27 protein-coding genes and 1 tRNA gene are annotated in these 24923 nt (G+C 35.9%); 16 read left to right on the plus strand and 12 right to left on the minus strand.

Translation table 11 applies throughout. The annotated features are described in order from the left end of the window. The first annotated feature begins 93 nt into the window (after window positions 1-93). From B8780_RS00720 to B8780_RS00745, 6 genes are read left to right on the plus strand one after another with little or no spacing between them, the layout of a single operon-like run. A complete protein-coding gene (locus B8780_RS00720) occupies window positions 94-1047 on the plus strand; it encodes a respiratory chain complex I subunit 1 family protein (RefSeq protein ID WP_084272679.1) in 954 nt (317 codons plus the stop codon). Then, entirely contained in the window at window positions 1047-1655 is a 609-nt protein-coding gene (locus B8780_RS00725; RefSeq protein WP_084272319.1) for a hypothetical protein, read from the plus strand. Before B8780_RS00720 ends, B8780_RS00725 begins: the two co-directional genes overlap by 1 nt. Further along, window positions 1627-2967: a hydrogenase 4 subunit F gene (locus B8780_RS00730; protein ID WP_201788774.1), complete on the plus strand. Its 1341-nt coding sequence runs from the start codon at window positions 1627-1629 to the stop codon at window positions 2965-2967. Before B8780_RS00725 ends, B8780_RS00730 begins: the two co-directional genes overlap by 29 nt. Continuing rightward, window positions 2954-4099, plus strand: coding sequence for an NADH-quinone oxidoreductase subunit D-related protein (locus B8780_RS00735; protein ID WP_084272320.1), 1146 nt, complete (start codon window positions 2954-2956; stop codon window positions 4097-4099). Before B8780_RS00730 ends, B8780_RS00735 begins: the two co-directional genes overlap by 14 nt. After that, window positions 4096-4704 (plus strand): NADH-quinone oxidoreductase subunit B family protein, encoded by a 609-nt coding sequence (locus tag B8780_RS00740; RefSeq protein WP_011177626.1) that lies wholly within the window; start codon window positions 4096-4098, stop codon window positions 4702-4704. The genes B8780_RS00735 and B8780_RS00740 overlap by 4 nt, the downstream gene beginning before the upstream one ends. Beyond that, on the plus strand, window positions 4701-6416 hold the full coding sequence (locus B8780_RS00745) for a proton-conducting transporter transmembrane domain-containing protein (RefSeq protein ID WP_084272321.1): 1716 nt from the start codon (window positions 4701-4703) through the stop codon (window positions 6414-6416). The genes B8780_RS00740 and B8780_RS00745 overlap by 4 nt, the downstream gene beginning before the upstream one ends. Here the strand turns inward: B8780_RS00745 and B8780_RS00750 are convergent, their stop codons facing one another. Then, on the minus strand, window positions 6417-6845 hold the full coding sequence (locus B8780_RS00750) for a hemerythrin domain-containing protein (protein ID WP_011177624.1): 429 nt from the start codon (window positions 6843-6845) through the stop codon (window positions 6417-6419). A 636-nt stretch (window positions 6846-7481) separates the two neighbouring features. Between B8780_RS00750 and B8780_RS08050 the strand changes: the two genes are divergently transcribed. Then, window positions 7482-7637, plus strand: coding sequence for a hypothetical protein (locus tag B8780_RS08050; protein ID WP_153274117.1), 156 nt, complete (start codon window positions 7482-7484; stop codon window positions 7635-7637). A 37-nt stretch (window positions 7638-7674) separates the two neighbouring features. Here the strand turns inward: B8780_RS08050 and B8780_RS00755 are convergent, their stop codons facing one another. Then, entirely contained in the window at window positions 7675-7782 is a 108-nt protein-coding gene (locus B8780_RS00755; RefSeq protein ID WP_083750388.1) for a 50S ribosomal protein L41e, read from the minus strand. A 110-nt stretch (window positions 7783-7892) separates the two neighbouring features. Here B8780_RS00755 and B8780_RS00760 point away from each other — a divergent pair, with 110 nt between their 5' ends. Continuing rightward, complete coding sequence (locus tag B8780_RS00760; RefSeq protein ID WP_084272322.1) at window positions 7893-8327, plus strand: universal stress protein; 435 nt, start codon at window positions 7893-7895, stop codon at window positions 8325-8327. Between the two features lie 37 nt (window positions 8328-8364). Further along, on the plus strand, window positions 8365-8595 hold the full coding sequence (locus B8780_RS00765) for a 30S ribosomal protein S17e (protein WP_011177621.1): 231 nt from the start codon (window positions 8365-8367) through the stop codon (window positions 8593-8595). Between the two features lies 1 nt (window position 8596). On the opposite strand, the gene B8780_RS00770 is transcribed toward B8780_RS00765, so the two are convergent. From B8780_RS00770 to purB, 4 genes are read right to left on the minus strand one after another with little or no spacing between them, the layout of a single operon-like run. After that, window positions 8597-8947, minus strand: coding sequence for a rhodanese-like domain-containing protein (locus B8780_RS00770; protein ID WP_011177620.1), 351 nt, complete (start codon window positions 8945-8947; stop codon window positions 8597-8599). Next, a complete protein-coding gene (locus tag B8780_RS00775) occupies window positions 8947-9606 on the minus strand; it encodes a chlorite dismutase family protein (RefSeq protein ID WP_011177619.1) in 660 nt (219 codons plus the stop codon). The genes B8780_RS00770 and B8780_RS00775 overlap by 1 nt, the downstream gene beginning before the upstream one ends. Window positions 9607-9650: 44 nt before the next feature. Further along, entirely contained in the window at window positions 9651-10229 is a 579-nt protein-coding gene (locus B8780_RS00780; RefSeq protein WP_084272323.1) for a cupin domain-containing protein, read from the minus strand. Next, complete coding sequence (gene purB / locus B8780_RS00785) at window positions 10222-11577, minus strand: adenylosuccinate lyase (RefSeq protein ID WP_084272324.1); 1356 nt, start codon at window positions 11575-11577, stop codon at window positions 10222-10224. The genes B8780_RS00780 and purB overlap by 8 nt, the downstream gene beginning before the upstream one ends. A gap of 168 nt (window positions 11578-11745) precedes the next feature. Here purB and B8780_RS00790 point away from each other — a divergent pair, with 168 nt between their 5' ends. Further along, window positions 11746-11952 (plus strand): hypothetical protein, encoded by a 207-nt coding sequence (locus B8780_RS00790; protein ID WP_084272325.1) that lies wholly within the window; start codon window positions 11746-11748, stop codon window positions 11950-11952. Between the two features lie 219 nt (window positions 11953-12171). Here B8780_RS00790 and B8780_RS00795 read toward each other — a convergent pair. The 3 genes from B8780_RS00795 to B8780_RS00805 form a co-directional block, all read right to left on the minus strand. Beyond that, a tRNA-Leu gene (locus B8780_RS00795) sits at window positions 12172-12256 on the minus strand. A 35-nt stretch (window positions 12257-12291) separates the two neighbouring features. Beyond that, a complete protein-coding gene (locus B8780_RS00800; protein WP_084272326.1) occupies window positions 12292-13731 on the minus strand; it encodes an MFS transporter in 1440 nt (479 codons plus the stop codon). Between the two features lie 49 nt (window positions 13732-13780). Then, a complete protein-coding gene (locus B8780_RS00805; protein WP_084272327.1) occupies window positions 13781-16837 on the minus strand; it encodes a S41 family peptidase in 3057 nt (1018 codons plus the stop codon). Between the two features lie 112 nt (window positions 16838-16949). Here B8780_RS00805 and B8780_RS00810 point away from each other — a divergent pair, with 112 nt between their 5' ends. From B8780_RS00810 to B8780_RS00830, 5 genes are read left to right on the plus strand one after another with little or no spacing between them, the layout of a single operon-like run. Next, window positions 16950-17972 carry an aminotransferase class I/II-fold pyridoxal phosphate-dependent enzyme gene (locus B8780_RS00810; RefSeq protein WP_084272328.1) on the plus strand — a complete coding sequence of 341 codons (1023 nt, stop codon included), beginning with the start codon at window positions 16950-16952 and terminating at the stop codon, window positions 17970-17972. After that, window positions 17938-19347: a cobyric acid synthase gene (locus tag B8780_RS00815; RefSeq protein ID WP_084272329.1), complete on the plus strand. Its 1410-nt coding sequence runs from the start codon at window positions 17938-17940 to the stop codon at window positions 19345-19347. The genes B8780_RS00810 and B8780_RS00815 overlap by 35 nt, the downstream gene beginning before the upstream one ends. Further along, complete coding sequence (locus tag B8780_RS00820; RefSeq protein WP_084272330.1) at window positions 19337-20254, plus strand: cobalamin biosynthesis protein; 918 nt, start codon at window positions 19337-19339, stop codon at window positions 20252-20254. Before B8780_RS00815 ends, B8780_RS00820 begins: the two co-directional genes overlap by 11 nt. A gap of 40 nt (window positions 20255-20294) precedes the next feature. Continuing rightward, complete coding sequence (locus tag B8780_RS00825) at window positions 20295-20576, plus strand: hypothetical protein (protein WP_084272331.1); 282 nt, start codon at window positions 20295-20297, stop codon at window positions 20574-20576. Further along, on the plus strand, window positions 20551-21141 hold the full coding sequence (locus B8780_RS00830; RefSeq protein WP_048059473.1) for a dephospho-CoA kinase: 591 nt from the start codon (window positions 20551-20553) through the stop codon (window positions 21139-21141). The genes B8780_RS00825 and B8780_RS00830 overlap by 26 nt, the downstream gene beginning before the upstream one ends. Here B8780_RS00830 and purQ read toward each other — a convergent pair whose 3' ends face one another. From purQ to fbp, 3 genes are read right to left on the minus strand one after another with little or no spacing between them, the layout of a single operon-like run. Next, window positions 21142-21888: a phosphoribosylformylglycinamidine synthase subunit PurQ gene (gene purQ, locus B8780_RS00835; RefSeq protein WP_084272333.1), complete on the minus strand. Its 747-nt coding sequence runs from the start codon at window positions 21886-21888 to the stop codon at window positions 21142-21144. Further along, window positions 21878-22027: a 50S ribosomal protein L40e gene (locus B8780_RS00840; RefSeq protein ID WP_011178337.1), complete on the minus strand. Its 150-nt coding sequence runs from the start codon at window positions 22025-22027 to the stop codon at window positions 21878-21880. Before B8780_RS00840 ends, purQ begins: the two co-directional genes overlap by 11 nt. Before the next feature lie 42 nt (window positions 22028-22069). Next, window positions 22070-23206, minus strand: a complete 1137-nt coding sequence (gene fbp, locus B8780_RS00845; protein WP_011177608.1) for a fructose-1,6-bisphosphate aldolase/phosphatase — start codon at window positions 23204-23206, stop codon at window positions 22070-22072. Between the two features lie 195 nt (window positions 23207-23401). Here fbp and B8780_RS00850 point away from each other — a divergent pair, with 195 nt between their 5' ends. After that, a complete protein-coding gene (locus B8780_RS00850; RefSeq protein ID WP_084272334.1) occupies window positions 23402-24919 on the plus strand; it encodes a site-2 protease family protein in 1518 nt (505 codons plus the stop codon). Window positions 24920-24923: the final 4 nt, after the last annotated feature.

Here is a 24923-nt window from a genome sequence, read left to right on the forward strand (position 1 = left end):
AAAAAAACGATGTAAATATTTAAATATACATAATCAATTACGAAAATGCGGAATGACACCTCCGCGGGCCATGCCCAAACCGCCGAAAGGCTGATGGCGTCTACTCTTGCGGGTGGTGTCATGCTGGTGCTTGAAACATTAATACAGATAATTACGGTAATTTTTATATCGCCTTTAATAGCCGGTATCTACGAGAATTTAAAGAGCAAGGTTGAATTAAAAAAAGGGCCATCGGTATTCCAGCCATATTATGACCTTTTTAAATACATTAAAAAGGAGACCATAGTACCCTACAATGCCGGATTTCTATTTATATACGGCTCATATCTTGTCTTTGCAATACTTGTATTAATATCATTTATAATACCTGTTGTCATTCCTGAGCCGGTATATTTCACGGCATCAGCAGATTTCCTTGGGGGTGCACTGCTATTTTCCCTTGCGTCATTTATAAAGATTCTTGGCTCTGTTGATTCCGGCAGCAACTATTCTGTAATGGGTGCTGCAAGGGCATCGTCTTTTACATACCTTGGTGAGGCAACATTAATAACGGTCTTCTTTGCAGTTGCCTTTATAACAAGAACTGATAATCCTTATGTAACAAACCATTACCTTGTAATGCATCCTTTTAGCTATTTAACGCTTTTACATATCTTCGCAAGCGTTGCATTCTTCATGGTCTTTTTATTCGAAACCGGAAGGATACCTGTCGAAAGCGAGGGCCTAATGGAACTTGGCATGATAGACGGTGCATTTAATTACGAGTACAGCGGCAAGCTACTGGCAATAAACAAATGGTCCGGTTATATGAAAAACTATCTTCTAGGCTCTGTTCTTTTAAACGTTTTTATATTTCCATGGTTTATGTTCTCCGGCAGGTTATTCTTTCTGGATGTTCCGGTGATGATATTAAAATGGCTTCTCTTAATGCTTATACTGTTATTCATAGAAACAACGCTGTCAAAACTGAGGCTTTATAAGGTCCAGGACTTCCTTGCCACGGCCTTCACCCTTTCAATAGCATTCTTAATAGTATCGGTGATATAATGATTTACATTTACATAATCTCGGCATTTATAATGATAGCTGCCCTTTACGTTCAGACACAGCAGTACATAAGGGCAATGATCAGGGGTATTGTCATTGAGGCCATGCTTCTTGGAATTCTATCAATTTACATTGGCATAATTTTAAAGGAGCCTGATTTAATCATTTTAGGTATTTTAATTGTAATACTAAGAGGTTTTTTAATATCATACATGCTTGAGAGAAGAATACCTGGCATTAAGGAGATCTATCGTGAGAAGCACAGCGGTCTTGCATCTTCATTAATATTCTCGATAGTATTCTCTCTTGTGCCGGCATTCTTTATTTATTATTATATTTTTAATATATTATCAAATATCATAGTTTTCCCATTGATAATACTATTTTTGGCACTCTTTCTTTTTATATTCAGAAAGAGCACATTTGCACACGTTATGGCATACATAGAGGAGGAGAATGCCATGATACTCCTTGCAATCTTTATTATACCCGTGCCATTTATAATAGAGGCAAGCGTCCTTCTCGATGTCTTTGCATTTATAATAATAGCATTTATAGTAATAAAAGAAAAGACAAGGCATGAACCAATGGAGGAGCTGCGTGGTTGAGATGATAATAGACATTATATTAATGTTAATGCCACTGATATCGATTATTTTTTATAAATACAATAATTATTCGTCATTTGCATCCGGAATAATAGCGATGTTTTTATTGTTATTTATAAAAAATTCAGAGAATATATTTTTAATAGATTCAACATCGAGAATCTTTATATTTATGATACTTGCGATATACACTGCATCATCGATCTATGGAACAAAATATATAAAAAAATATGCATCATTTATATCATATAATACATATTTTTTGCTTAATTCATTGTTTGCATTCACAATGCTTTTCACAGTCATGATAAACAACTATGGCTTCATGTGGGTTGGCATAGAGGGCACAACCATAAGCTCGGCACTCATGGTTATAACAGAGGGCACTGAAACGGCAAAGGAGGCGACCTGGCGTTATATAATAATCGTTTCGGCCGGCATTTCAATAGCATTTATTGCAATAATATTAATTTATTATTCCTTCCATACATTAACTGTATCATTAATAATCAATGAAAATAAAAAAAGCATACTAATTGCCCTGGCTGTTGCATTATCATTGATAGGCTTCGGCACAAAGGCCGGGATATTTCCAATGCATTCCTGGCTTCCCGATGCGCATAGTGAGGCACCTGCACCAACAAGTGCAATGTTCTCCGGTGTTTTGCTGCCAGTGGCACTTTACGTTGTTTATAGAATCTATGAAATTGATAGATTAAGGATGCTTTTTATAATATTTTCAATTACATCCATGGGATTTGCAGCCATATTTTTATCATACCAGACAAGGTACAAGAGAATGTTTGCATACTCAACGATGGAGAACATGAGCATGGCCCTTCTTGGCATTGCCCTTGGAGGCTATGCATTCCTCGGTGCAATAATACTTTTACTTGCACACAGCTTTGGCAAGGCAGGGGCCTTCTTCTCATCCGGGAATATTCTTTATTACAGCGATAAAAAAAGCATATTTGATATTAATTCAATTTACAAAAACAACAAGGTTCTTGGGATCTCGCTTTTACTATCGTCACTGGCGGTGACAGGAACACCTCCTTTTGGAACCTTCATAGGAGAGTTTCTTATAATCTATGGAATATTTAAATCCGGATTATGGTATCTTGCAATACCTGTTATTATATTTATCTTCATGGCATTTGTTTCGATAAACATGAACGTAACTGGCATGATGCTTGGAGATGAAAACCATGATATTAAGATACCAAAGATCATGCTTTACACATCATTGATCATGCCTGTTATATCACTTATTATAGGACTTTACCTGGTGGTTTATCATGAGATACTATAGCTATGGTGGGAGATCCGGAAGGCTTATAGGTAAGGCTGGCGATCTTACAATTTATGCTAGAACCTACAATTACGATGATATTAATCATGAAAATGAAAAAAGTACTGATTTTTCGTTCAATTTTTCATACGGACCATTGACAGGTGGTATACCAGAACCATTTAGATTTGATATAAACACATCCGGTGAGAAAATAAATTACATAAAATATTACAATTACAAGATAAGAAACATAAAATTAAAGGGAATTAATATAAAAGATGCAATACCATACATTGAAAGAATAAACGGAAACTTTGCAGCATCATACACTATATGCTTCTTAAGTTCTGTTATGGACGCGCTTGAAATTGAAATACCATATGAATTAAAGATGTACTATATTATTGAGATGGAGCTTGAAAGGATAAGAAATCATTTGTATGTACTTGCAAGGATGTGCGAGCCTGCAGGCTTTAACGTTCCGGCAAACATGTTAATGCACATAAAGGAAAGATTTTCAAGGATAATAGATATAACCTTTGGGCACAGGTATTTCTTTGGTGTGAATCAGTTAAAATCAAAAAGACTTGATATCTACAAAATGATAAATGTATATAAAAACGAGATAAATGATATATATTTAAATCTCCTAAATTCAAGGCTTTTCACGGACAGACTTCAGGACAATGGAAGGATTCTTGATGATGATATGACAGGCCCTGCTGCCAGGGCCGCAGGATATAAATATGACTCAAGATACGATTTTGATATATTTTACTATAATGATACAGGCTATGAGATAAAAACAGATGATTCTGGAGATGCTATGTCAAGGTTCAATGTAAGGTTCAATGAGATCCTTAACTCCATTGATATAATAGAAAATGCCGAGAATAAAACAGGGGATTCATGCTATAATATATTAGATGGTTCCGGCACGGGATTAACAAGGGTTGAATCGCCATCTGGTGATGTCGCATTTTATCTTGAATTAAGCAATGGCGTTATAAAAGATTTGAAGATCCATACAGCCCTGGAAAGGAACATGAAAAGCTTTCTGAAATCATCAACCGGAACAATATTTACAGATTTCCATTTTAATTTTGAAAGTTTTGGCCTCTGGGCGGCTGATGAGGTGAATATAATATGAATATATGGTTTTTGAAGGGTATAAAATCCGGTATAAAAACAGAGGATATATACAAAAGTGAATACAAACCACAGTGGTCAACTGAAATAACAGGCTCCGGGGATGTTAAATGCCCGACAAATGCAATATCAAACAATACCTGGGATAGCAGAAGATGCATATACTGCAGGCGGTGCTATCCTGAATATAACATAAATGGAAACGATGATATATCTATAATATCAGGAAGCATAGATAAAAAATTTAGGAAATCGCTTAACATATACAGCATAGATTCAGGAACCTGCGGTGCATGCAATTCAGAGCTATTTTCAATATCAATACCTGAATACGATCTGACAAGGTATCATATATTCTTTACAAACACACCAAGGCATGCCGATGCAATAATATTATCAGGAATATACAATGAATCCATGAAGGATGTAATAGATAATGCATTAGGTGCAATGCCAAAACCAGGGTACCTGATACTGCTTGGTGCCTGCGCCCTATCAGGAGGCATTATTGGTTCCGGGCATGAGATAAAAGCAGTGCTTGAAATACCAGGATGCCCGCCGAATCCATATACAATATTAAAGGGTCTTAGGAGGCTCATGCTATGATGTACATAATTTTATTTTTCATCATTGCGGCGCTGATCTCATTTATATTTAAAAGGACCGGATACATAATTTCAGTGATATCATCATTTTTATTGATAATATATGGCATAATAAATTTTTCATACCTGCACTTTTTTTACATAATATCAGGAACTGTCTGGGCACTGTCATCATGGTATTCAATATCATACGATGATGAAAAAGGGTATTTATCGATACTATACAATATTTCAATACTTGGCATGGTCACGGTCCTAATATCAAATAATTATTTAATGTTCCTTGCAGGCTGGGAAACCATGTCCATTTCAGGCTATTTAATAATAGCATTATACAGCAATAAAAGCTATCCTGCATTTGTTTTTTCTGCGTTCAGCGAGATCAGCACCGTTCTTATAATAACAGGATTTGCATACGCCTATTATATCACGGGCACATTCAACTTCGTTATAATAAAATCAATTGTTCCATTGATAATGGTTTCATTTGGTTTTATGACAAAGATGGGCATGTTCCCTTTTATGATCAGCGAATGGCTGCCCATAGGTCATGGCAATGCACCTGCAAACGCCTCCATAATACTAAGTGCAACCATGACGTTAATGGGTGTCTATGGAATCCTAAAAATGGCCATGTTAAGTCCGTATAATATCTACCTTGGATACATATTAATGCTAATAGGCGCATTTACAGTGCTCTTTGCAGGTTTATATTCATACCTCTCAGACCACGTAAAGTCACTACCGGCATTCAGCACTGTTGAAAACAACGGGGGCATACTTGTGGCCCTTGGACTTTACATATCAGTAGATGATTCATTGATAAGGATCTTCTTCCTATCCACGGTTCTTGTCTTCTCAATGGCACATTCACTTGCAAAGACTGGTATATTCATGGTAAGCGGCAATGTTTCATCCAGGACGCATGAGTATTTATTTAACATAGAGGATAAAAAGAGCAGCATGACCTATATCGGGGCGGTAATCCTTGGAGCATCATTATCAGGATTGTATCCAACCATAGGAGGCGTGGCCACATGGATGCTCCTGGAATCATTATTTATGAATGCAATATATTCTGTTTATGGCGTTTATTCGATAATTATAGGTGCAATGATAGCACTTGGAGAGGGTCTTGTATCTGCTGCATATATAAAATACATAACGTTCTCACAGCTCTTCAGGAAAAAGGGCAGGGTAAAAATCAAAGAGCAACCGGTTATAATAACAGGCGCCCTTGTGATTATACTAAGCCTGCTCAGTGTTTTAATAATAAACAGGAATTTTATATCTGGATTTGAATCGATAGGCATAGCCAATAGTTTTTTAATAGAGTCAAGGTATAGCTCTGGTGACTTTGGCCTCATAGCGCCGGCTTATGCCATTGCAATAATAGCGATCTCATTTTTATTATCTTTAATAATATTCAAAAAGCCCAGAATAAGATATAATATTCCATGGAACAATGGATTATCATACTTTGAAAGATACAATTCCATAGCATTTACATCAAACATAAAGGCAATGCTGAGTAAATTAATAACTGAAAAAATAGATGTTTTCTGGGAGGTTATGATTTTAATATCTGTTGAATACAGGAAGTTTGCAAAAAAATTATTATATAAAATAATGTCCAGTTCAATGTCAATTTACATGCTTTACATGGTTCTCGGGCTTTTCTTTGCAATAATCTTTGTCTATATTTTTTATTAGTTATTTTCTTAGTTTAACACAGACCCAGTTTTCAGGCACAGTGTATTCCTCAAGTTTTATTGAATCGTCGTTGCCAAATGCCGGGTAGACATAATCCTCTTCCTGCTTATTATGTGCCCTTAATATGCTTATAATCTCATTTATGTATTTTTTATTATGTGCATCATTTATATTCCTGTCTATTCGATCCATGAGCATCCATATTGATGCATGCTCCATCTCCAGGCCTGATATTCTTGCAGGTTCAACTCCAAGCTTCAATGCCCGCGGAAACATTACCTCCTCCTCAACGTATATATGCCTTTTAAGTCCTTTCTCTATCTCGCTGTATAAATTAACATCAGGGTTATTTTCCATGGATTCCAAAAGTTTTGACAGCATCTCATCAACGATTACATGGTCATTCTTCATCTCTGATTCGGTGTCCATGATCAAAAATTTTGCTATTTTATATAAATTTTTATTAAGAATATTAAGAAAAATTAACTTTCCAGGGCCATGATGATCATTTATAAAGATATTAAAAGATACATCAATAAAAATACCTTATATTATATCCATGCGATCTTGGTTATTACATTTATGATCTTCATGAATTATGCATTTTAAATGGCCGGGATCTTTTCTTAGTAACATTGATATACATTGAATTTTTTAAATTCCATGTAATTATCATAAAATTTTTTACAGGTTTACCAGGCCTTATTATTTCAAATTATAAATCTTTATGATTGTTCATTTACATTTAATAATTTAAATATTAAGGTATTACAGCATTATTTTAATCTGCTTTTATCATGACATTTGGAATGTTCTTTAAAATTAGTTTGCGTTAATTTACATATGTTAATGATTATTGATATCTTAAATTAACGTCAATAAAAGAATATATAATATTTTTTTATGGATTTTTTACAACATTAATTTTTAAGGTTTTCCAATGAAACATAAATATAATTATCATGTAAATTATGAATTTCTGATCATTTTTTATGGAATTTTTTACGGTTATTAACGAAACAGACATAGACAAAATATAAATAGATGTTATATAATATAATGACAATGGCAAGCATAGAGATAGATGAAAATGTTTATAAATACATATCCTCATCAGGGGATGATGTAAGCCTTTTTGTGAATAAGATGTTAAGGAGCTACGTTGAGGCTATGCAAAGGCCTGACTTCAATGAATACACAGAACATGGAAATGGTGACTGATTTTTTATTTAAATAATTTATAAAATAAAAATTAATTTTACTGTTTGTTTGCCTTTCTTGCCCTTTTGAGCCTTCTTATCTTTTTCTTCCTCCATTTCCAGCGCATCTTGCCTCTCTTTTTCCAGTCTCTTGAACTTCTCTTCAAAATGTCACCTCAGATACTCAGGTATTGTTTTTTAATATAAATATCTATAGGCATTATAAACTGCTATAATAAAAAAACAAATTTTATATTTATCTTTATAATTTATAACCATGAAGATATTAATAGCCTATGATGATACGAACGGTGCAAAGGAGGCCCTTAAATACGGCCTGAAATTTAAAAAGATCGTTGATGAGTACATCATTGTGTATGTTATTCCAGCCATAGTTGGTATAAGTGCATCCTTTGATTCCTATGTTCCGGAAACAGTTTACCAGGGTCAGGACAAGACTGCAGATGAGATATTAAACAATGCCAGGGCCATACTTGATAATGAAAATGTGAAATACAACATTGTAAAGATCAGATCCGAAGGTGATGAGGTTTCAAAGTTAATAGCAGATTATGCAGTCCAGAACGGTGCTGATATGATAATAACCGGTACAAGGAAGCTGCATGGCATAAGCAAGTTAATATTGGGATCCGTTAGCTCAGGAATTATAGCGCATTCAGAGATTCCTGTTCTGGTTGTTCCGCCCAGCTGATTTATATACTAAATTATAATTCAGGAGTGTGATATAATTGGGAAGCATAAGACCATCAAATATAAAGAGGATAGCCGAGGAGATTGTGGATAACAACCCTGGTATATTCAATGAGGATTTCGAAAACAACAAGAAGATATTATCTGAGATGCTGAAGAATTCTGTTACAAAGAAGACAATGAATGCAATAGCGGGCTATGTAACAAGATACATATTAAAAAAGAAGTCCAAGGAAAAAAGCGAGATGGAACAGCTTGGGCTTGCATAAATTATTTTACAACAGGAAAATTTTGTTTTTTCCAGTTATCCATGCCACCTTCGAGGTGTGCAAGATTTTTATAGCCCATTCTTGTTAACCTGTTTGCCGCAGCCCTGCTTCTATGACCTGTCTTGCATATTAATATAATCCTGGTGTTTTTTGGTATTTCCTTTTCTATATCACCCTCATGACCAAGAGGATAGTTTATTGCAGACTTTATATGACCAGAGGAATACTCATATTTTGTTCTAACATCGATGATTATTGCATCCTTATTTTTTAATGATTCTATTACATCCTTTGGACCTAGTATTTCAAGATTTTCTGGATCCTTAAAATAATCTGTTATAAATTCAAACATTATAAAAGCAGCTCCCTTCCATTATAAATGCCAACGAAGATTGGCTCCTCCTTTATGATCCACTTCCTTGCAAGAACCTCTCTTAAATGCTCCGTTACATGGGACCATGCACTTAATGAGTCTGTTTCATACAAAACCACGAATTCCTGGTCACCAAGGCCAAAAGAGTATGTCGTGTATGATAGTATATCCTGACCCTCCTTGTCGCTCCTGGCAGCACCTATATGCCCTGCCATGATCTTTCTTCTTTCATCGTAGTTTAAAAGGTACCATTCACGGTCCTTGCTCATTGGATATGCTATAAAATATTTTTTTGGTTCCGTTTTTAATGTGTCCTCCAGCTTCTGGCCCTCCTTTATGTATGGCGATTCCTCATAAAGTGAGAGCATGCTGTACTGTGGATAACCATAGTTCCCTATTATTGCATTTAATCTTTCCTTTAATTTGACAATGTTCAATGGTTCATTTGATGATGCCCAGAATATAATATCGCTATCATATCTCATTGATTTATAATATTTTACATTAATTAGATTGCCATTTTTTATATTTTCATCTATTTCTGAAATTATTGATGAATTTATATTCTGCTTTTCCTGTACTGGAAGCTGCCAGAATGATCCGTATAATTTGTAATTAAGTATATACATGTATATCATAGCCATCACTTTAATAATTAATAATTCTCTTATAAATTTATTTATCAGTCAAGCCTCTGCTGGTTATTGTTTGAAACACAGTATTTCTTTAAATCATACTGCTGGAATATAAAGTTTTTTAAAAGCGATATTAATTTTAATCGATCTATGTTCTGTGGTTCTATGAGCTGATTGCTCTTTGGTATCTTTAATCCGGCCTCGTCCAGCTTTTTTATATATTCTGATCTGTATGATGATGTAACAATCTTATAATCCCTTGGCTGGCTGACATTGCATTTCTCAAGTTCACGCATGAATACCGGCCTGTCAAAGAGCGAGTATAAAAGCAGTAATGCATTGTTGCCTGATTCCTCCTCGTCATCCATTCTTGCCACCTCACCAACCATTGAATATATATCCTTATCATTCCTTTTTATAATTGAATAGATCTTTGCTGGTTTAATCTCCTTTTCATTTATCATGCCCATCTCTGTTAATGCCCTTAAATAGCCTGTGAGAACCAGCCTGTGTATGTTTAGACCCTTCTTTTCAAGTGATTTCTGTATCCCTGTTATTGATTTTTCCTCGGAGCCGATATCATCGAATATAATATCCATAATCCTCTTTTCATCCAAATTATTCATCTGCGTCTTTCATCACCCTTTCCGCATTATTTATTACGTTATTACATATACTAACGGCCTGCCCTGTGAATTTAACAGGATCCATGGCAGCCTCAAGTATTTTTTCATCAATGTATTTTAATACACCTGCTGAAATTAGAGATGATTTTAAAGATTTATTATTTTTATAGGCCTCCATAGAAGCTTTTCTTACAAATTCATGCGCCTCCTGCCTTGGCATGCCACTCAACGTTAATGCCCTCACTATACTTTCGGACATTATAAACTCATCGGATCTTGCCTTTCTAAGCATCTCCTCTTTGTTTATATATAGATGTGAGAACACATCGTTCATGTTATATAAAACGTAATCAATAAGCACAGAGGCGTATGGTATCGTGAATCTTTCAAGAGCACTGTTTGCAAGATCACGTTCGTGCCATATAACAGCAGCCTCGTATTCTGGTATTATTAATGACCTTATGAATCTGCACAGGCTTGATATATTCTCAGAAACTATTGGATTCCTCTTGCTTGGCATTGAGCTTGAACCAACCTGTGATCGCTCATCGAAGTATTCAGAGACCTCATTTATCTCAGGCCTTTGAAGGTTTCTTATCTCGGTTGCGAACTTTTCAAGTGATGTTGCAATATTATTTATAATTGATAAATACTCTATGTACCTGTCCCTGCAGACGATCTGCGAGGATGCAAGCTCACTTTTTATTCCAAGTATCTCGCATACCCTATTCTGTATCTCTATTGAATCCTTTCCAAGGGATGCACCGGTGCCAACAGGTCCTGATATCTTTCCGGCCACTATTCTATCCTCTGCCTCTGTTAAACGTTTTAAATGCCTGGACATTTCATCAAGGTATACAGATAATTTAAGGCCGAAGGTTATTGGGCTTGCGTGCTGCCCATGCGTTCTTCCAACCATGACCGAGTCCTTGTTCTCATCTATTAGTTTTATCAATGTTTTCATAAGATTTTTTATATCGTCTTTTATTATTTTTACTGCTGATTTTATCTGCATTGCTGTTGCAGTATCAATAATATCATTTGATGTTACACCAAAATGAACAAAATTTTTTCCTGCGCTGCACTGCTCTGTGAGTGCCTCAACAAGTGCCATTGTATCATGATGTATTCTTGACTCTATTTCATGAACCCTTTCAATTCTCACGGAATTTGAATCGACCGCATTTTTAATGTCAAGAAAGGCATCCCTGCTAATTATATTATATTCATACTCGGCCTGTGCAAGTGCGGCCTCAACCCTTAACATAAGTCTCATCCTGTTCTCCTCAGAAAATATGTATTTTACATTATCCCTGCCGTATCTATAATCTATTGGAGAAATAATCATGTAAGCTTATTGCAGCTATATTAAAAATTTTTTGTAATTGTTTGATATTTAATTAATACAATCATATAATTATATAAATATTATTTTTAATACAAAATATTCCTGAACCATTAATATTTAACATTTTATTATGCATAAAATTAATATATATATTGTACATCCTATATAATGTTATCTATAAAACTCTTTAAGGTACTTATTATAATAACCATTTTAATATCATTTATTGCAACATATCTTAATCTGCAGGGCATATTGAGTTACCGGGCAAATGCATATATAACATATAATATAGGTGCCATGGTTGGGCTTGTTTTTACAATAATAAGCGTGCTTCTGGTTCTTATGCTTCCTGAAAAGAAAATTACCAAATAAAGGATTTTATAATGATTGTTATATAGCTTTATTAAAAAGTAAACAAATTTAATATTATGTTTTTCATGGATAAAGATAAACTGTAACTATTTTATATGTTTGAACATATTAATATACAAACAGGCTTTTAACTATAAAAATATTTAATTTTCATTAATTATAAATGCTATTTTTATTGTAAAATTTGAAATTTTATGTATAAAAGTTGAGCCTTTATAATGCGAGGAGTGGGATTTGAACCCACGAACCCCTTCGGGACAGGATCTTAAGTCCTGCACCTTTGGCCAAGCTTAGTTATCCTCGCATTTAGGATATTTATAAGTTATTAATAAGTTTTTTTCATTTTGTGTAATCAGCACTGTATTTTTTATTTTCATTGTATGATTTTCCCTTTATTAGTGCAGCAATGCCTGCAACGATTAGTATAAAGAAGCTTATTAAAAGTGATGTGTCTATTCCTGACAGGAATTTAACTGAAACAGCGCCGTTGAGCTTTCCTATACCGAGGAAAACCTCGAAGGCAACGTACCTTGGAACCGTTATCGATGCGATTGTTATTGCAAGAACATAGCTTATTAATGTTCCTATGTTTGACAATGATCTTAATAGTCCGGATATTGAGCCATAAAGCCTCCTTGGTGCACTTGACATAACCGCGCTGCTGTTTGATGGCCAGAACATTGAGCTGCCTATTCCGGTTATTATTGAGCCTATTATTACAATATATATTGGAGATGAAACCTTCATTGTTAGATATACTATTATGCCAGCGGCCATTATGAATATGCCTATTGATGATAGAATCCTTGGACCGGTTCTGTCTGAAAGCCTGCCCATCCTAGGTGCAAGAAAACTTGCCAGGATATATCCTGGAATCAGTATCAATGACGCATAAAATGGTGTAAATCCACGTATCCCCTGCAGGTACATTATTAATATAAAAAGAACGGCAAGGTATCCAATGGCCTGAAGTGTGGCTGCAATTAATGAGAATGACAGCATGCGCTCCCTAAATGCTGAGATCTCTATAACAGGATACCTTGAGATTTTCTCTATAAATATAAATGGTATTATAAGTATTATGCCGGCCAATATCATTGCAATATATGTTAATTTTATTCCTATGCCGGCTATTTCAACCGCACCGTACGCTATTAATGATAATAATATCAAAAGCAATGCTGTTCCAGGAACGTCTATTTTTGCATCAGGATTTTTGTTGTTATCCTTTATGTATATTAATGCTATAATAAATCCTATGATTCCTATCGGCACGTTTATATAAAATATGTACCTCCAGCCAATGAATGTTGTTATTATGCCGCCAAGTATTATGCCAAGAGAGCCGCCTATGTTCCAGCCCATGCTTGTTATGCCAAAGGCCCTGCCGCGCTCGTTAACCGGAAAGTAATCTGCAACAATTGCATTGCTGTTTGCCTGAAGTAAAACCGCTCCAAAGGCCTGGAATCCCCTGGATATTATTAAATAGTTTATATTTGGCGATGCACCTGCGGCGGCGGAGCCGGCTATGAATATTATAAAGCCTATATAGAATATCCTTGACCTGCCAAAAATATCCCCAAGCCTGCCCATCTGGGTTGTCAGGGCCGCCAGTATTAAAAGGTATATTATAATAATCCAGATTGTCTTTATAAATGGAACCTTAAGATCATCAGTTATTGTTGGAATGGCCAGGAGCACTATTGTTGTATCTATTGCTGACATCAACGTGCCTATAAATACACTTATAAGAACCATGCTTCTTGATTTATACTCCATAATGCTTAATTAATAAATACATAATTAATAAAGCTTTTTGTAAAATAATTTAATCTATATTTAATTTTTTGTAGTTTTTCAGATCATCCATTATTATTTTTATTGCCTCATCAAGCTGTTTGTCGTTGCTGTTTAAAAAGTCCTGCGGCATGTTTTCAATGTATATATCAGGATCGACGCCGTAGTTCTCTATGCCGTACTTTACGCCTTTAAACCATGTTGCGAATTGAGGCTGGGTTACTGTTGTTCCATCTATTAATCTTATGTTTGGATTTATTCCCACAACGCCTCCCCAGGTCCTTGTGCCTATGACCTTTCCAAGCTTATATTCCTTAAAAACAAAGGTTCCTATATCACCGTCTGAACCTGCATACTCATTTGTTATTGCAATCATTGGCCCATCAACCGAGTCCTCCGGATATGGTGTTATAACCCCACGCCTTGGTATATCATAGCCTATGCGCTTTCTTGCAAGCTTTTCCATTAAAAGCTGTGAAACAAAACCACCGCCATTGAACCTCAGATCAACAATTAACCCGTCAAGCTTTGATTCCCTTGAGTAAAGTCTGAAGAACTCGTTGAAGCCGTTCATGCCCATGTCAGGTATATGTATGTATCCTATTCTATTATCCGTCTTTTTATGTACATAGTCGCGGTTTCTTTCAACCCATGCACGGTATCTCAGATACTTTTCATCACGCATTGGCATTACATAGTCGCTGCATAATTTTCCTTCGTGCTCGTATACAATGTTAACCGGATCGGTAATATTAAGAAGTGCCCTGTCTATATTTGTTTTTTCATCAAGCTTAACTCCGTTTATTTCTATTATTGCATCACCCCTGGATATGTTTGTAAACAGCATTGGAGATTTCTCATTCTCGTTTGATACGTCGCCATAGTATATCTCATCCACAATGTATTTACCATTTTTATAGGAATAATCTATGCCGAGTTTGCCAACAGGAACAGATTTAACATCTGTTATGTCTCCGCCAATTTCGTATGAATGGGATGTTTCGTATTCACCCTGCATCTCCCTTATTAAATCAGAGAGCTCAAACCTTGTTCCTATTTTATCTATTAATTTTGCATACTTTTCATATGGTTTTCTTCCAAGGGCCTCTACCTTTTCCGGATTCCAGAAGTTTTCCTGTATCAATTTGAATGCATCATAAAGCATGTTACGCCATTCATCTACAGGATCTATCATTATTGATATGTTCTTTATTTTTATCTCCTCGGTTTTTTTATCGCCTGTATTTTTCTTTATATATGAATCCGGCTTTCTTATTAATAAATATTTCTTGTTCAATGATACTGAAAAGTCCATGACATGATCCTCATAGTCCTCCTCCTTCTTTTTTGCAAGGTCAAAGAATGATATCTTTCCGGTTCTCTTTTCATTGCTGAATAGATAATACTTCATATATCCCTCAACAGGGAAGTGAAACAGTAGAACTCCGTTATCAACGGCAACCAGGGCCTCATAGTTCCTTGAATCCACAGGGAAGGCCGTGCTCTTTTTATCAAGGTTATTTAGATCGTAATCACCAGGATTGTTCTCTGATAATGTTTCGATGAATGGTGGCCTTACACCTGATCTTACTGGAACGGCAAATGGTTTTGTTATATTCTGGTATCCCAGGTCGAATACAAGCTCATCCTGTACAGGATCAAGGGATCTTTTTGATAGATAGAATAAATATGAATTATCGCTGCTAAATGATGGTGAAAAATCTATGTATCCCGGCGTTGTTACCTGGTGTATACTATCATTTACTGTATCATAGATCCTTATGGAGCTGCTGCCAACATCGCTTAAAAAGTACTTTTTCTCAGGATATGAGTATGCAAGCAGCCTTGAGTCTCCTGACCATGAGAAATCAAGGATCGCACCTGATTCACTTTCATCAACCTTCTTTAAATTAAGCTGGTCATCAAGTATGTAAAGCGAGAACCTGTTATTTCCAATTGCTATCTTTTTACCATCCGGGGATATTACCATTGATCTTATGATTCCGTCATTAAAATCCTTTTCATTTATTAATCTTCCATTGAAATCATGGAAAAGTATCTTGCCTTCCTTTTCATTGTAAATATATGATACTATGCAGTCCTTTGAAAATACTGATATCTGGTTCTTCAATTTTTTTATATTAAATACAGGCCCACCGGATATACCAGATGAGTATACCTGCCCTCTGGAAACGGCAAGAAAACGCTTCCCATCCGGGCTTATATCATACGATGTGATGAAATCATCCATGGATATCGATTTCTGAAGGGATTTTAGCTTTGGTGCCTTTATATTTATATCAAGCTTTTTTATACCATTGCCCATTAAATAGAGATCACCGGCCATCTGAAATACTATGTTTTTACCGTCTGATCTTGCATTTCTTACATAGTATTCATTGAAATCTGTTTCCTTTTTAATGTTTTTACCGTTTAAATCGCATGAATAAATATTGGCGGTGCCCTCATGATCCGATATAAAGTATATTCTATTTGATACAATCATTGGTGAGTTTACATTTGAGTTAAGATCCACTATAATTTTAAAATCCCTGCCATTCTCAGAATAAAGTATCTTTCCCCTGGTGCCGCCCCTGTAATGCTTCCAGTGTGGCATGTCAACAGTGTTCCTGCCTATTAAGATACCATCACCGTTGTATATTATCTCCATGGCCGGTCCGAGGTTCATTGGATACAGATTATTATTTTTTAATTCATATAGCATCGGGGAGCTAAATGGATAGTATGCATCTGTTGATATAACAGGGTTACCATCCTTTGTAAAACCTGCAACGGATGTGTACATCCTGCGGCTCGTGCTTCTTCCCTGTAAATATGTTACACGGCTTATCTCACCGGTATTTAATGATACATAATATATATCAGAAGAATCCGCGCTTTTTCCTGTCATGACGCGGAAGTAAACGCCCCTCTTATCAGGTGATATTCTCGGCATTGTAACAACACCCATGTTATATGTAAGCCTTGAAATCTCCTTTGTTGAAATATTATATTCCCAGAGGTCATCATCATTGACAAAAACAAGCAGATCATCTCTTATATCCGGATACATAAAATAACGCTGCATAATCAGATAAGTTAAGATTTTATTTAAATCTATGTTGCATGAATTTTACATTAACTAAAGCTTACTGTCTTTAATTAAAAAACATTTTAAATATATATTGCATTAACTTAAAATGGGTCATGGCGGCAACGTACTGGAGGCTGCATCAAAATCGGGCATGTCAATAAGAGATATTATTGACTTTTCAGCCAGCATAAATGATTTCATGGAGATCAATGACATAATTATAAAAAAGGATCAGATAAAAATGTACCCGCAGGGGCTTAAAATAAAAAATAAAAGTTTATGTGAATTTAATGATGCCCTGCCGGTTCCTGGATTAACATTCTTCATACACAGGCTATTATCGTATATAAATGGAAATATTATAATTGTTGAACCAACGTTCAATGAGTATAAATATGCTTTTACACATGGAACAAGGATAAATCTGCCATTTAATTTAATTAATAATAATCCTGAAATACTAAATAATTACAATTTCTCGCTGATAATTATTGTTTATCCTGATAACCCACTGGGAAATCTAATATCAAGGGATTCTCTATTGACAATATCCGAGATATGCAGAAAAAAATCCGCCCTGCTATTTATTGATGAATCATTTATCTTTTTTTTAAAAAACAGATACAATGAAAATGATCTTTTAAATGGAAGCACGATAATAGGCAGGTCATTAACAAAGATCCTTGGAGTTCCATCCCTTAGGATTGGATACATAGCCACCGATGATTATAACATGGAAATATCTAAAAAGATAACAGGTCCATGGAGCGTGCCGGATTATGTTATAGATTACATAAATAGCATCAAATTAGATTATGATTTTTTGGATATAATGGAAAATGAAAAGTCCTTTATGATAAATAATATGGAGGCCATGGGCTTCAGGGCCGCAGGCGATCACAGTGCAAACTTTATAACATTTATGATTCCTGATTTTATAGATGCCCATGATTTTTATTCCTATCTTATAAAAAACGGCATTCTTGTAAGGCTTTTGGATGATTATGAATGCCTTGGAGAACAATACATTAGAATAGGCATTAGAAGGCACGAATTTAATATAAAACTTGTTAATGCCATCCGGGGGTTTTTAAATGAAAATGATTCAGGTTCTCGGGACCTCTTCTGATTCTGGTAAATCTACGCTGGCAACCGCGTTTTGCAGGATCCTAAAAGACCTTGGATACAGGGTCTCGCCATTCAAGGCTGTGAACATGTCACTGAATTCCATTGCGATAAAGGATGGTTCTGAGATTGCAAGGGCCCAGTGGGTCCAGGCCATGGCTGCTGGAACCGAGCCCTCGGCCTATATGAATCCCGTCCTGTTAAAACCAGAAGGCCATCATAAATCACAGGTAATAGTACTTGGAAGATCCATTGGTTCTATGAGCATAAATGATTATTATAATTACATAAATAAAAATGCAAAAATAATAAAGGAGAGCATAGATTTTCTTTCAAATAAATATGATGTAATAATATCCGAGGGTGCAGGATCGCCAGCAGAGATAAATCTTGCCGGCAGGGATTTTGCAAATATTTATGTATCGTCGCTATATAATACACCGGCCATTCTTGTTGCTGATATAGACCGCGGTGGAGTGTTTGCATCAATATACGGAACAATAAATTTAATGCAGAGAAGTGATCTTCTAAAATATTATATAATAAATAAGATGCGTGGTGATCAATCACTTCTTTACCCTGGCATAGAGAGGATTGAAGAGCTAACTGGTAGGAAATGCCTTGGCATAGTACCTTACATTGATTTAAAGCTTCCCGGAGAGGACTCCCTTGATTACAATTTTTCAGGCTCTGGAAGCATAGGCATAGTTAGATACCCTTACATGGAGAATTACAGCGATTTTGATCCTTTGATATTCAATGAAAAGGCGTTTTATATAAAAAATAAGGAAGATTTAAAAAGATGCGATGTTATAATATTGCCAGGATCAAAGGATGTCTTTCATGACCTTGAATACATAAATAGTAATGGCATTGCAGATTCAATAAAAAGATGCAGTGAAAAGAAGATGATAATAGGCATATGCGGCGGCTATCAGATGCTTGGAAAAAGGATAAACGATGCATCCGGTGTTGAGTCAGATGGTGTTTCTATTCCAGGTCTTGGCCTGCTAGATATAGAAACATATTATAATAAAACAAAAACAACCGGATCCGTAAAATATAGATTTGCAGAGAACCAATTGAAAATCAATGGCTCAGGAACAGGCTATGAGATACATTATGGTAGCATAGTAAAAAACAATGAGATGCCGCTTTTAATAACGGATCACGGCCCTGAGGGATCCGTTTCAAGCAATGGCATGGTCATAGGAACAAATGTCCATGGAATTTTAGAGAACAATGAGTTTTATAGGTACATAACTGGAGAATACCTAGACTATGATAATATAATTGAAAACAGCATTGAAACGCTTGCAGGGATTGTTAAAAAGAGCATAAATATTCAAGAATTCCTGGAACTTTTAAATGATGCTTGAGCTTATAGTTTTGCCTGCTGCATATGTATACGATGTTTTACGAGGTGAGCCTTACCTGCATCCTGTGGTTTTTATTGGTAAAACAATATCGTTTTTCAAAAAATACTTTTATAAAGATAGTATTATAAATGGGCTTCTTTTCGAGCTTTTTATTATAATAATAAATTTAATACCATTGATAATAATCTTAATATTATTAAAAGATGTTCTGTTCTTAATCTATATTATCTTTTCGATTTACATTGCAAAATCAACATTTGCTGTAAAATCCATGAATCAGCATATAAAAAGAATAATAAATAGCTATAAAAACAATGACCCTGATGCGGCCAGGCATTACCTTTCATATGTTGTTAGAAGGGATACTAAAATAGATGATGTTTTAATGTTTTCAGCCGCAATAGAGACCATAGCAGAGGGCTTTGTTGACGGCTTCCTTTCCGAGATCATGATCTTTCCATTTCTTGGAATGGCCGGGGCCTATGCATTTAGAATAATAAACACAATGGATTCAAACATAGCTTATAAGAATGATGATTACAAGAATTTTGGCAGGGCCGCTGCCATATTTGATACGGTAATAAATTACATACCTGCAAGGATATCACCATACCTTTTCTACATTGCCGCGATTAAATATTCCAATTCTGGATTTAAATGGCCTGATAATACAACGGATAGTTACAATGCTGGTTATCCAATGTCCTTTATGGCACATGTATTAAATGTAAGGCTGGAAAAGCCCGGGGAGTATATAATAAACGATGGTGCCAGGAATCCAAGCATAGGAGATGTTGAGACTGCATTGAAAATATATAATAGGGCATCTTTTATTGCATTTTTAATATCATTTATGATCTCAATATTATTGTTTTATCTTAATATATACTCTGTAATTTTAATATAAAGATAGGTTAAATTTAACTACAATTAAATGATAAGCCATTATGTTTAAGGTTTACAGCCTGGATAAAAACTCCAGGGAGGATCTTGATAAAATATTAAATGACGATGTTATAGGAAGGCAGACGGTAATATACAGGGATGGCGATAATTATGGTTTCCCTGGCAAATACATAATTATAATAGAGGGTTCAAGCGGGATCTTCGATTCACTGGATAAAATCTCAACAAATCTTAAAATCATTGAGAACGGAGAGGATATCTACAAAAAAATAAAGGATGAGGAGAACAGCTCCCAGGATGGTATGGGATATATTTTTGGTTAATATGATAATTATAACCGGTATGCCCGGTGCGGGCAAGGACGAATTCGTTAAGGTCGCAAAGTCCATGGGCTTTCTGGATGTTCATATGGGAAACACCGTTAAAAAATACGCATATGAAAATAATATAAAAATTGATGATACAAACATAGGTAAATTTGCCAGTGATGAGAGGAAAAAGTATGGCATGGACATATGGGCGAAAAGAACATCAAAGTACATACTGGACGAGGACATAACAATAGTTGATGGACTTAGAAATTACGAGGAGCTCGAATATTTTAAAAACAACTATGATGATATAATTGTCATAGCAATATTCGCCAATGAGGAGCAGCGCTTTGAAAGAATAATAAAAAGAAACAGGGAGGACGATATAAAGAGCTACAATGAGATGAAGAGCAGGGATGACAGGGAATTGACATGGGGAATAGGCAAGGTTATATCACTTGCAGATTACATGATTGTGAACAACAAAAGCCTTGAGGAATACAAAAGCGATGTGAAAAGCCTTTTAAAGACGATCATTGATTCGAGGCCAAAAATTAGGGAAAAGCTTGGTTTATGATTATGTGCTATTGTATAAAATCCTGAAGAAGATCTCTCCTGTGCCCTTATCTGAATTACGCTCATTTCCTGACATCTGGTATGGATAGTAAACACGTTCAGGATGTGGCATCATGCCTATGACATTTCCTGAATCATTTGTTATTCCAGCTATGTTCATTATGGAACCATTTGGATTCCATGGGTATCCTGAATAATTGCCATTGTTATCAACGTATCTAAATATAATCTGATCGTTTTCTATTAATTCATCAAGTGTTTTATTATCACAGTAAACACGGCCCTCAAGATGTGCAACAGGAACCTGAAACGGTCTGTTTCCAAGATCGGAAAGAACCTTTTTTGTTGATAATCTTATGTATGTGAACCTGCATTCAAATCTGTTTGACTCATTTACAGTTAATGCTATTTTCCTGTCTCCATTGAAGAACAGGCCGAGCTCTGTAAGAACCTGAAAACCGTTGCAGACGCCTATAATAAATCTTCCAGAATCTATGAATTTATTTATATCGCTTAAAAATGGCCTCAGCCTGGCGGCAAATATAGCACCGGCCCTTATATAATCACCTGCAGAAAAGCCGCCAGGTATGAACATTAAATTATAATCGTCAATAAACTTTCTTTTTCTGGCAAGATCATTTATATGAACATACTCAGGCTCAAATCCGGCTCTTTTAAGGGAAAGGAAGGCCTCCTCCTCGTTGTTTGTGCCCTCCATCCTAAGAACCATGGCCCTTTTACTGTCCACTCTTTCTCTCCTTGGCCTTTAACCTAAGACCTGTGTAACCGCACTTTCTGCATCTTGTGGCGCTAACAGCGTTCCTTGCATAGCAACGCATGCATATCTTTTTATTAAGTCTCCTCTCAATTGCTTCTGGAAAAGGCATAGTATCACTTTCACTTAATATTTAAAAAATATTTTAATTTTGTTATTGCACTTCCTTTAATTCATTTAAATCGCTTAACTTTTCGAATTTCGATGAAAGCTTTTCAAGTATCTTTGGAAGCGCGGTGTACTCCATATCATCATCAGGAAGCCTGTGTGGTTCGAAAACACCCATGCGCCTCAGATAATCTGCCATTTCGAGTGCCTTTGTTCTGGCATAGTCAAATGCTATATCATCAAACATATCAACCGGTCCTGCAAGCCTGCCATCCTTCAAAACGAAGCCAAGCGCAGCAACCCTGGGCGGGCCATCGAACCTTGTCATTCTGGAGTTTTTTATTCCAACCGGCATTAACGGACCGTTGAATGAGCCACGCATCCATCCTGAAACAAGGTAAGAATTTGCAAATGGTTCCAGTGCCTCACCTGCCGCAGGAAGACCTGACTGTATTCTAACAACCGCAGCCGGATCGTCCTTTCCGACATATTCTCCTGCTATGAATGATAGTTTATCCGTTGATATTACAGCAACGTTTTCTGCAGGCAGTTTTGTGTGCTCTTCCTTTGTATAAACCCTTTTTATTACGTATCTTCCCTTCGAGCCTATCAGGGCAAGCAGATCATAGGTCTGCTCGGGCAATGATAGCATTATGCGCTTTCCCTCAATTATGTCCCAGACCTCAAATTTGAATCCGGCATGCATGTTTGGATCTATTACCAGGCCGGGCGTGTTGAATGGATCTCCAAACATTTTATATATTGGATAATTAAAGGATCCTGGCTCTGTTTTATCCATCATGTAAACAATAAACGGCTCTGACTTTCTCGGTGTTATCTCCATTTCAGCAACGCCAGGACCCATGCCCTTGACGTTTCCCGAAAACGCATCCTTTAAAAGATCCTGACCGGCACCGTAAAGCCCGTACTTCTTTGCAACCTCGGTGCCTGCCTTAAATGCATTCCAGGCAAGCCCATGAACATCCGGGTTGTCCACACCATGATTATGAACCATTGTTATCTGTATATCATCACCTATATGTGATATTCTGTAATCACTTATTATATTCTTACCATTTGATTTTATATAATCCTCAACAGCATCAACAACAGGCTCGAAAACTGTGGTATGTCCTGGCAGGCTGCCTATATCTGCCTTTATATGGCTTATTGTAACCTTCATGCATATGTATTACAAAGTATAGTATTAAATTTTTTTATATTTATACTTTATTATTTTTTACCATGCATAAATCGTTTCAAAACACATAATTTATTGATTTGAAAAATCATATTTAAAGAATTTTACCATTACATTAATCATTTTAAAAAATTCAATGTATAAACTTATTAATTATGATTTCATTATTTGATCTAGATGAACGGTTATTTAATAGCTGCACTGGTAGTATTCGCATGGATAATTATAATCATAGGGCTGGCCCCATCAATAAGAAAATCAAAGTATTTTTCACTGCTTGGCCCCGCCCTCATGGTAAAATCCACAAAAAATTTTGGAATTATCGACTGGATATCAAAACATTTTCCTGGAAAGATTTTTTCAAGGATTTCTGTTGTTATTGTTATTCTTGGTGCAATATCGGCCCTTGGTATGCTTCTTTATGAATCGTATCTTGCCTTTTTTATACCTCCATCAAGGGCACCCGCACTTAATTTATATCTTGCAATACCCGGTATAAATCCGTACATACCAATAGGCTACGGTATATTTGCCCTTGTATTCGCCGTTGTTATACATGAGATGTTCCACGGTATCGTTGCAAGACGCCATGGCATCAAGGTTAACAGCGTCGGTGCACTGTTCTTTATAGTGCCTGTTGGCGCCTTCGTTGAACCGGATGAGGATGAGGTCACAAAGGCAGATCCGGTAATAAGAAGGAGAATCTTTGCCGCAGGACCGGGTATAAACATAGTCATAGCTGTTATATGCATAGTGCTTCTAATATTTGTTATGATGCCTGCATCCGCGCCGGTGCACAATGGAATTTATATAGAGGATTCCGCGGTATCCAGTATACCAACCGGAACCGAAATCATAGGTATTAATAATTACACTGGATCAATGCTATGCAACATAGAGTATACATCAATGATAAAGCCAGGAACCATTGCACATGCCGAGATATACAATGGTAAAAATGTATACAATGAAAGCATATACGCAGGTGTTTACATAGAGAATTTAATCTCAGGCTATCCAAGTGAAAAGGCCGGTGTTAAACCGGATTCAATAATAATGTCAATAGACAATAAAACAATATACAATGTCAATACCCTTGGAAACGTTCTGGATCATATAAGACCTGGATCTTTAATAAATATGACTGTTTTTTACCCCGCAAGCCATATAACAAAGACATACACAATGAGAACGGTGTCAACATATTCATATTATGCAAAGGCAGATCCTATACAGAATTCGAATGCATACAAAAATCAGAGTTTTATCGGTGTTGAGATAGGATACTCCGGTCTTGGATACGAGCCGATAAATTATATACACAAACTTGTCTTTGGCGGTTATTTGTTTGGGCCGGGTTTCTTTGATGAGATAGGCCTTCCTTTATTAGGGCTTTCACCAATACCGGCATCAATGACGCATCTTTTTAAATCGCCTTTTGATCCTTATATATTCTTTGGGATTGCAAACGTGCTTTACTGGCTTTTCTGGATAGACTTTCTGCTTGGTATAACAAATGCCCTGCCACTATCAATACTTGATGGCGGCCAGTTCTTCAAGGATAGTTTAACAATAGGTTCCAGAAGGTTCAGGTTCCTCAAGGATGAAAAAAATGTTAACAGAATATACTACGGCGCCAGTGTTCTTGTCTTTCTTATACTGATCTGGGTTATAATAGCACCCAGAATTTTTTAAATTT

The organism is Picrophilus oshimae DSM 9789, from assembly GCF_900176435.1.
In the GTDB taxonomy this organism is placed as follows: Archaea; Thermoplasmatota; Thermoplasmata; order Thermoplasmatales; family Thermoplasmataceae; genus Picrophilus; species Picrophilus oshimae.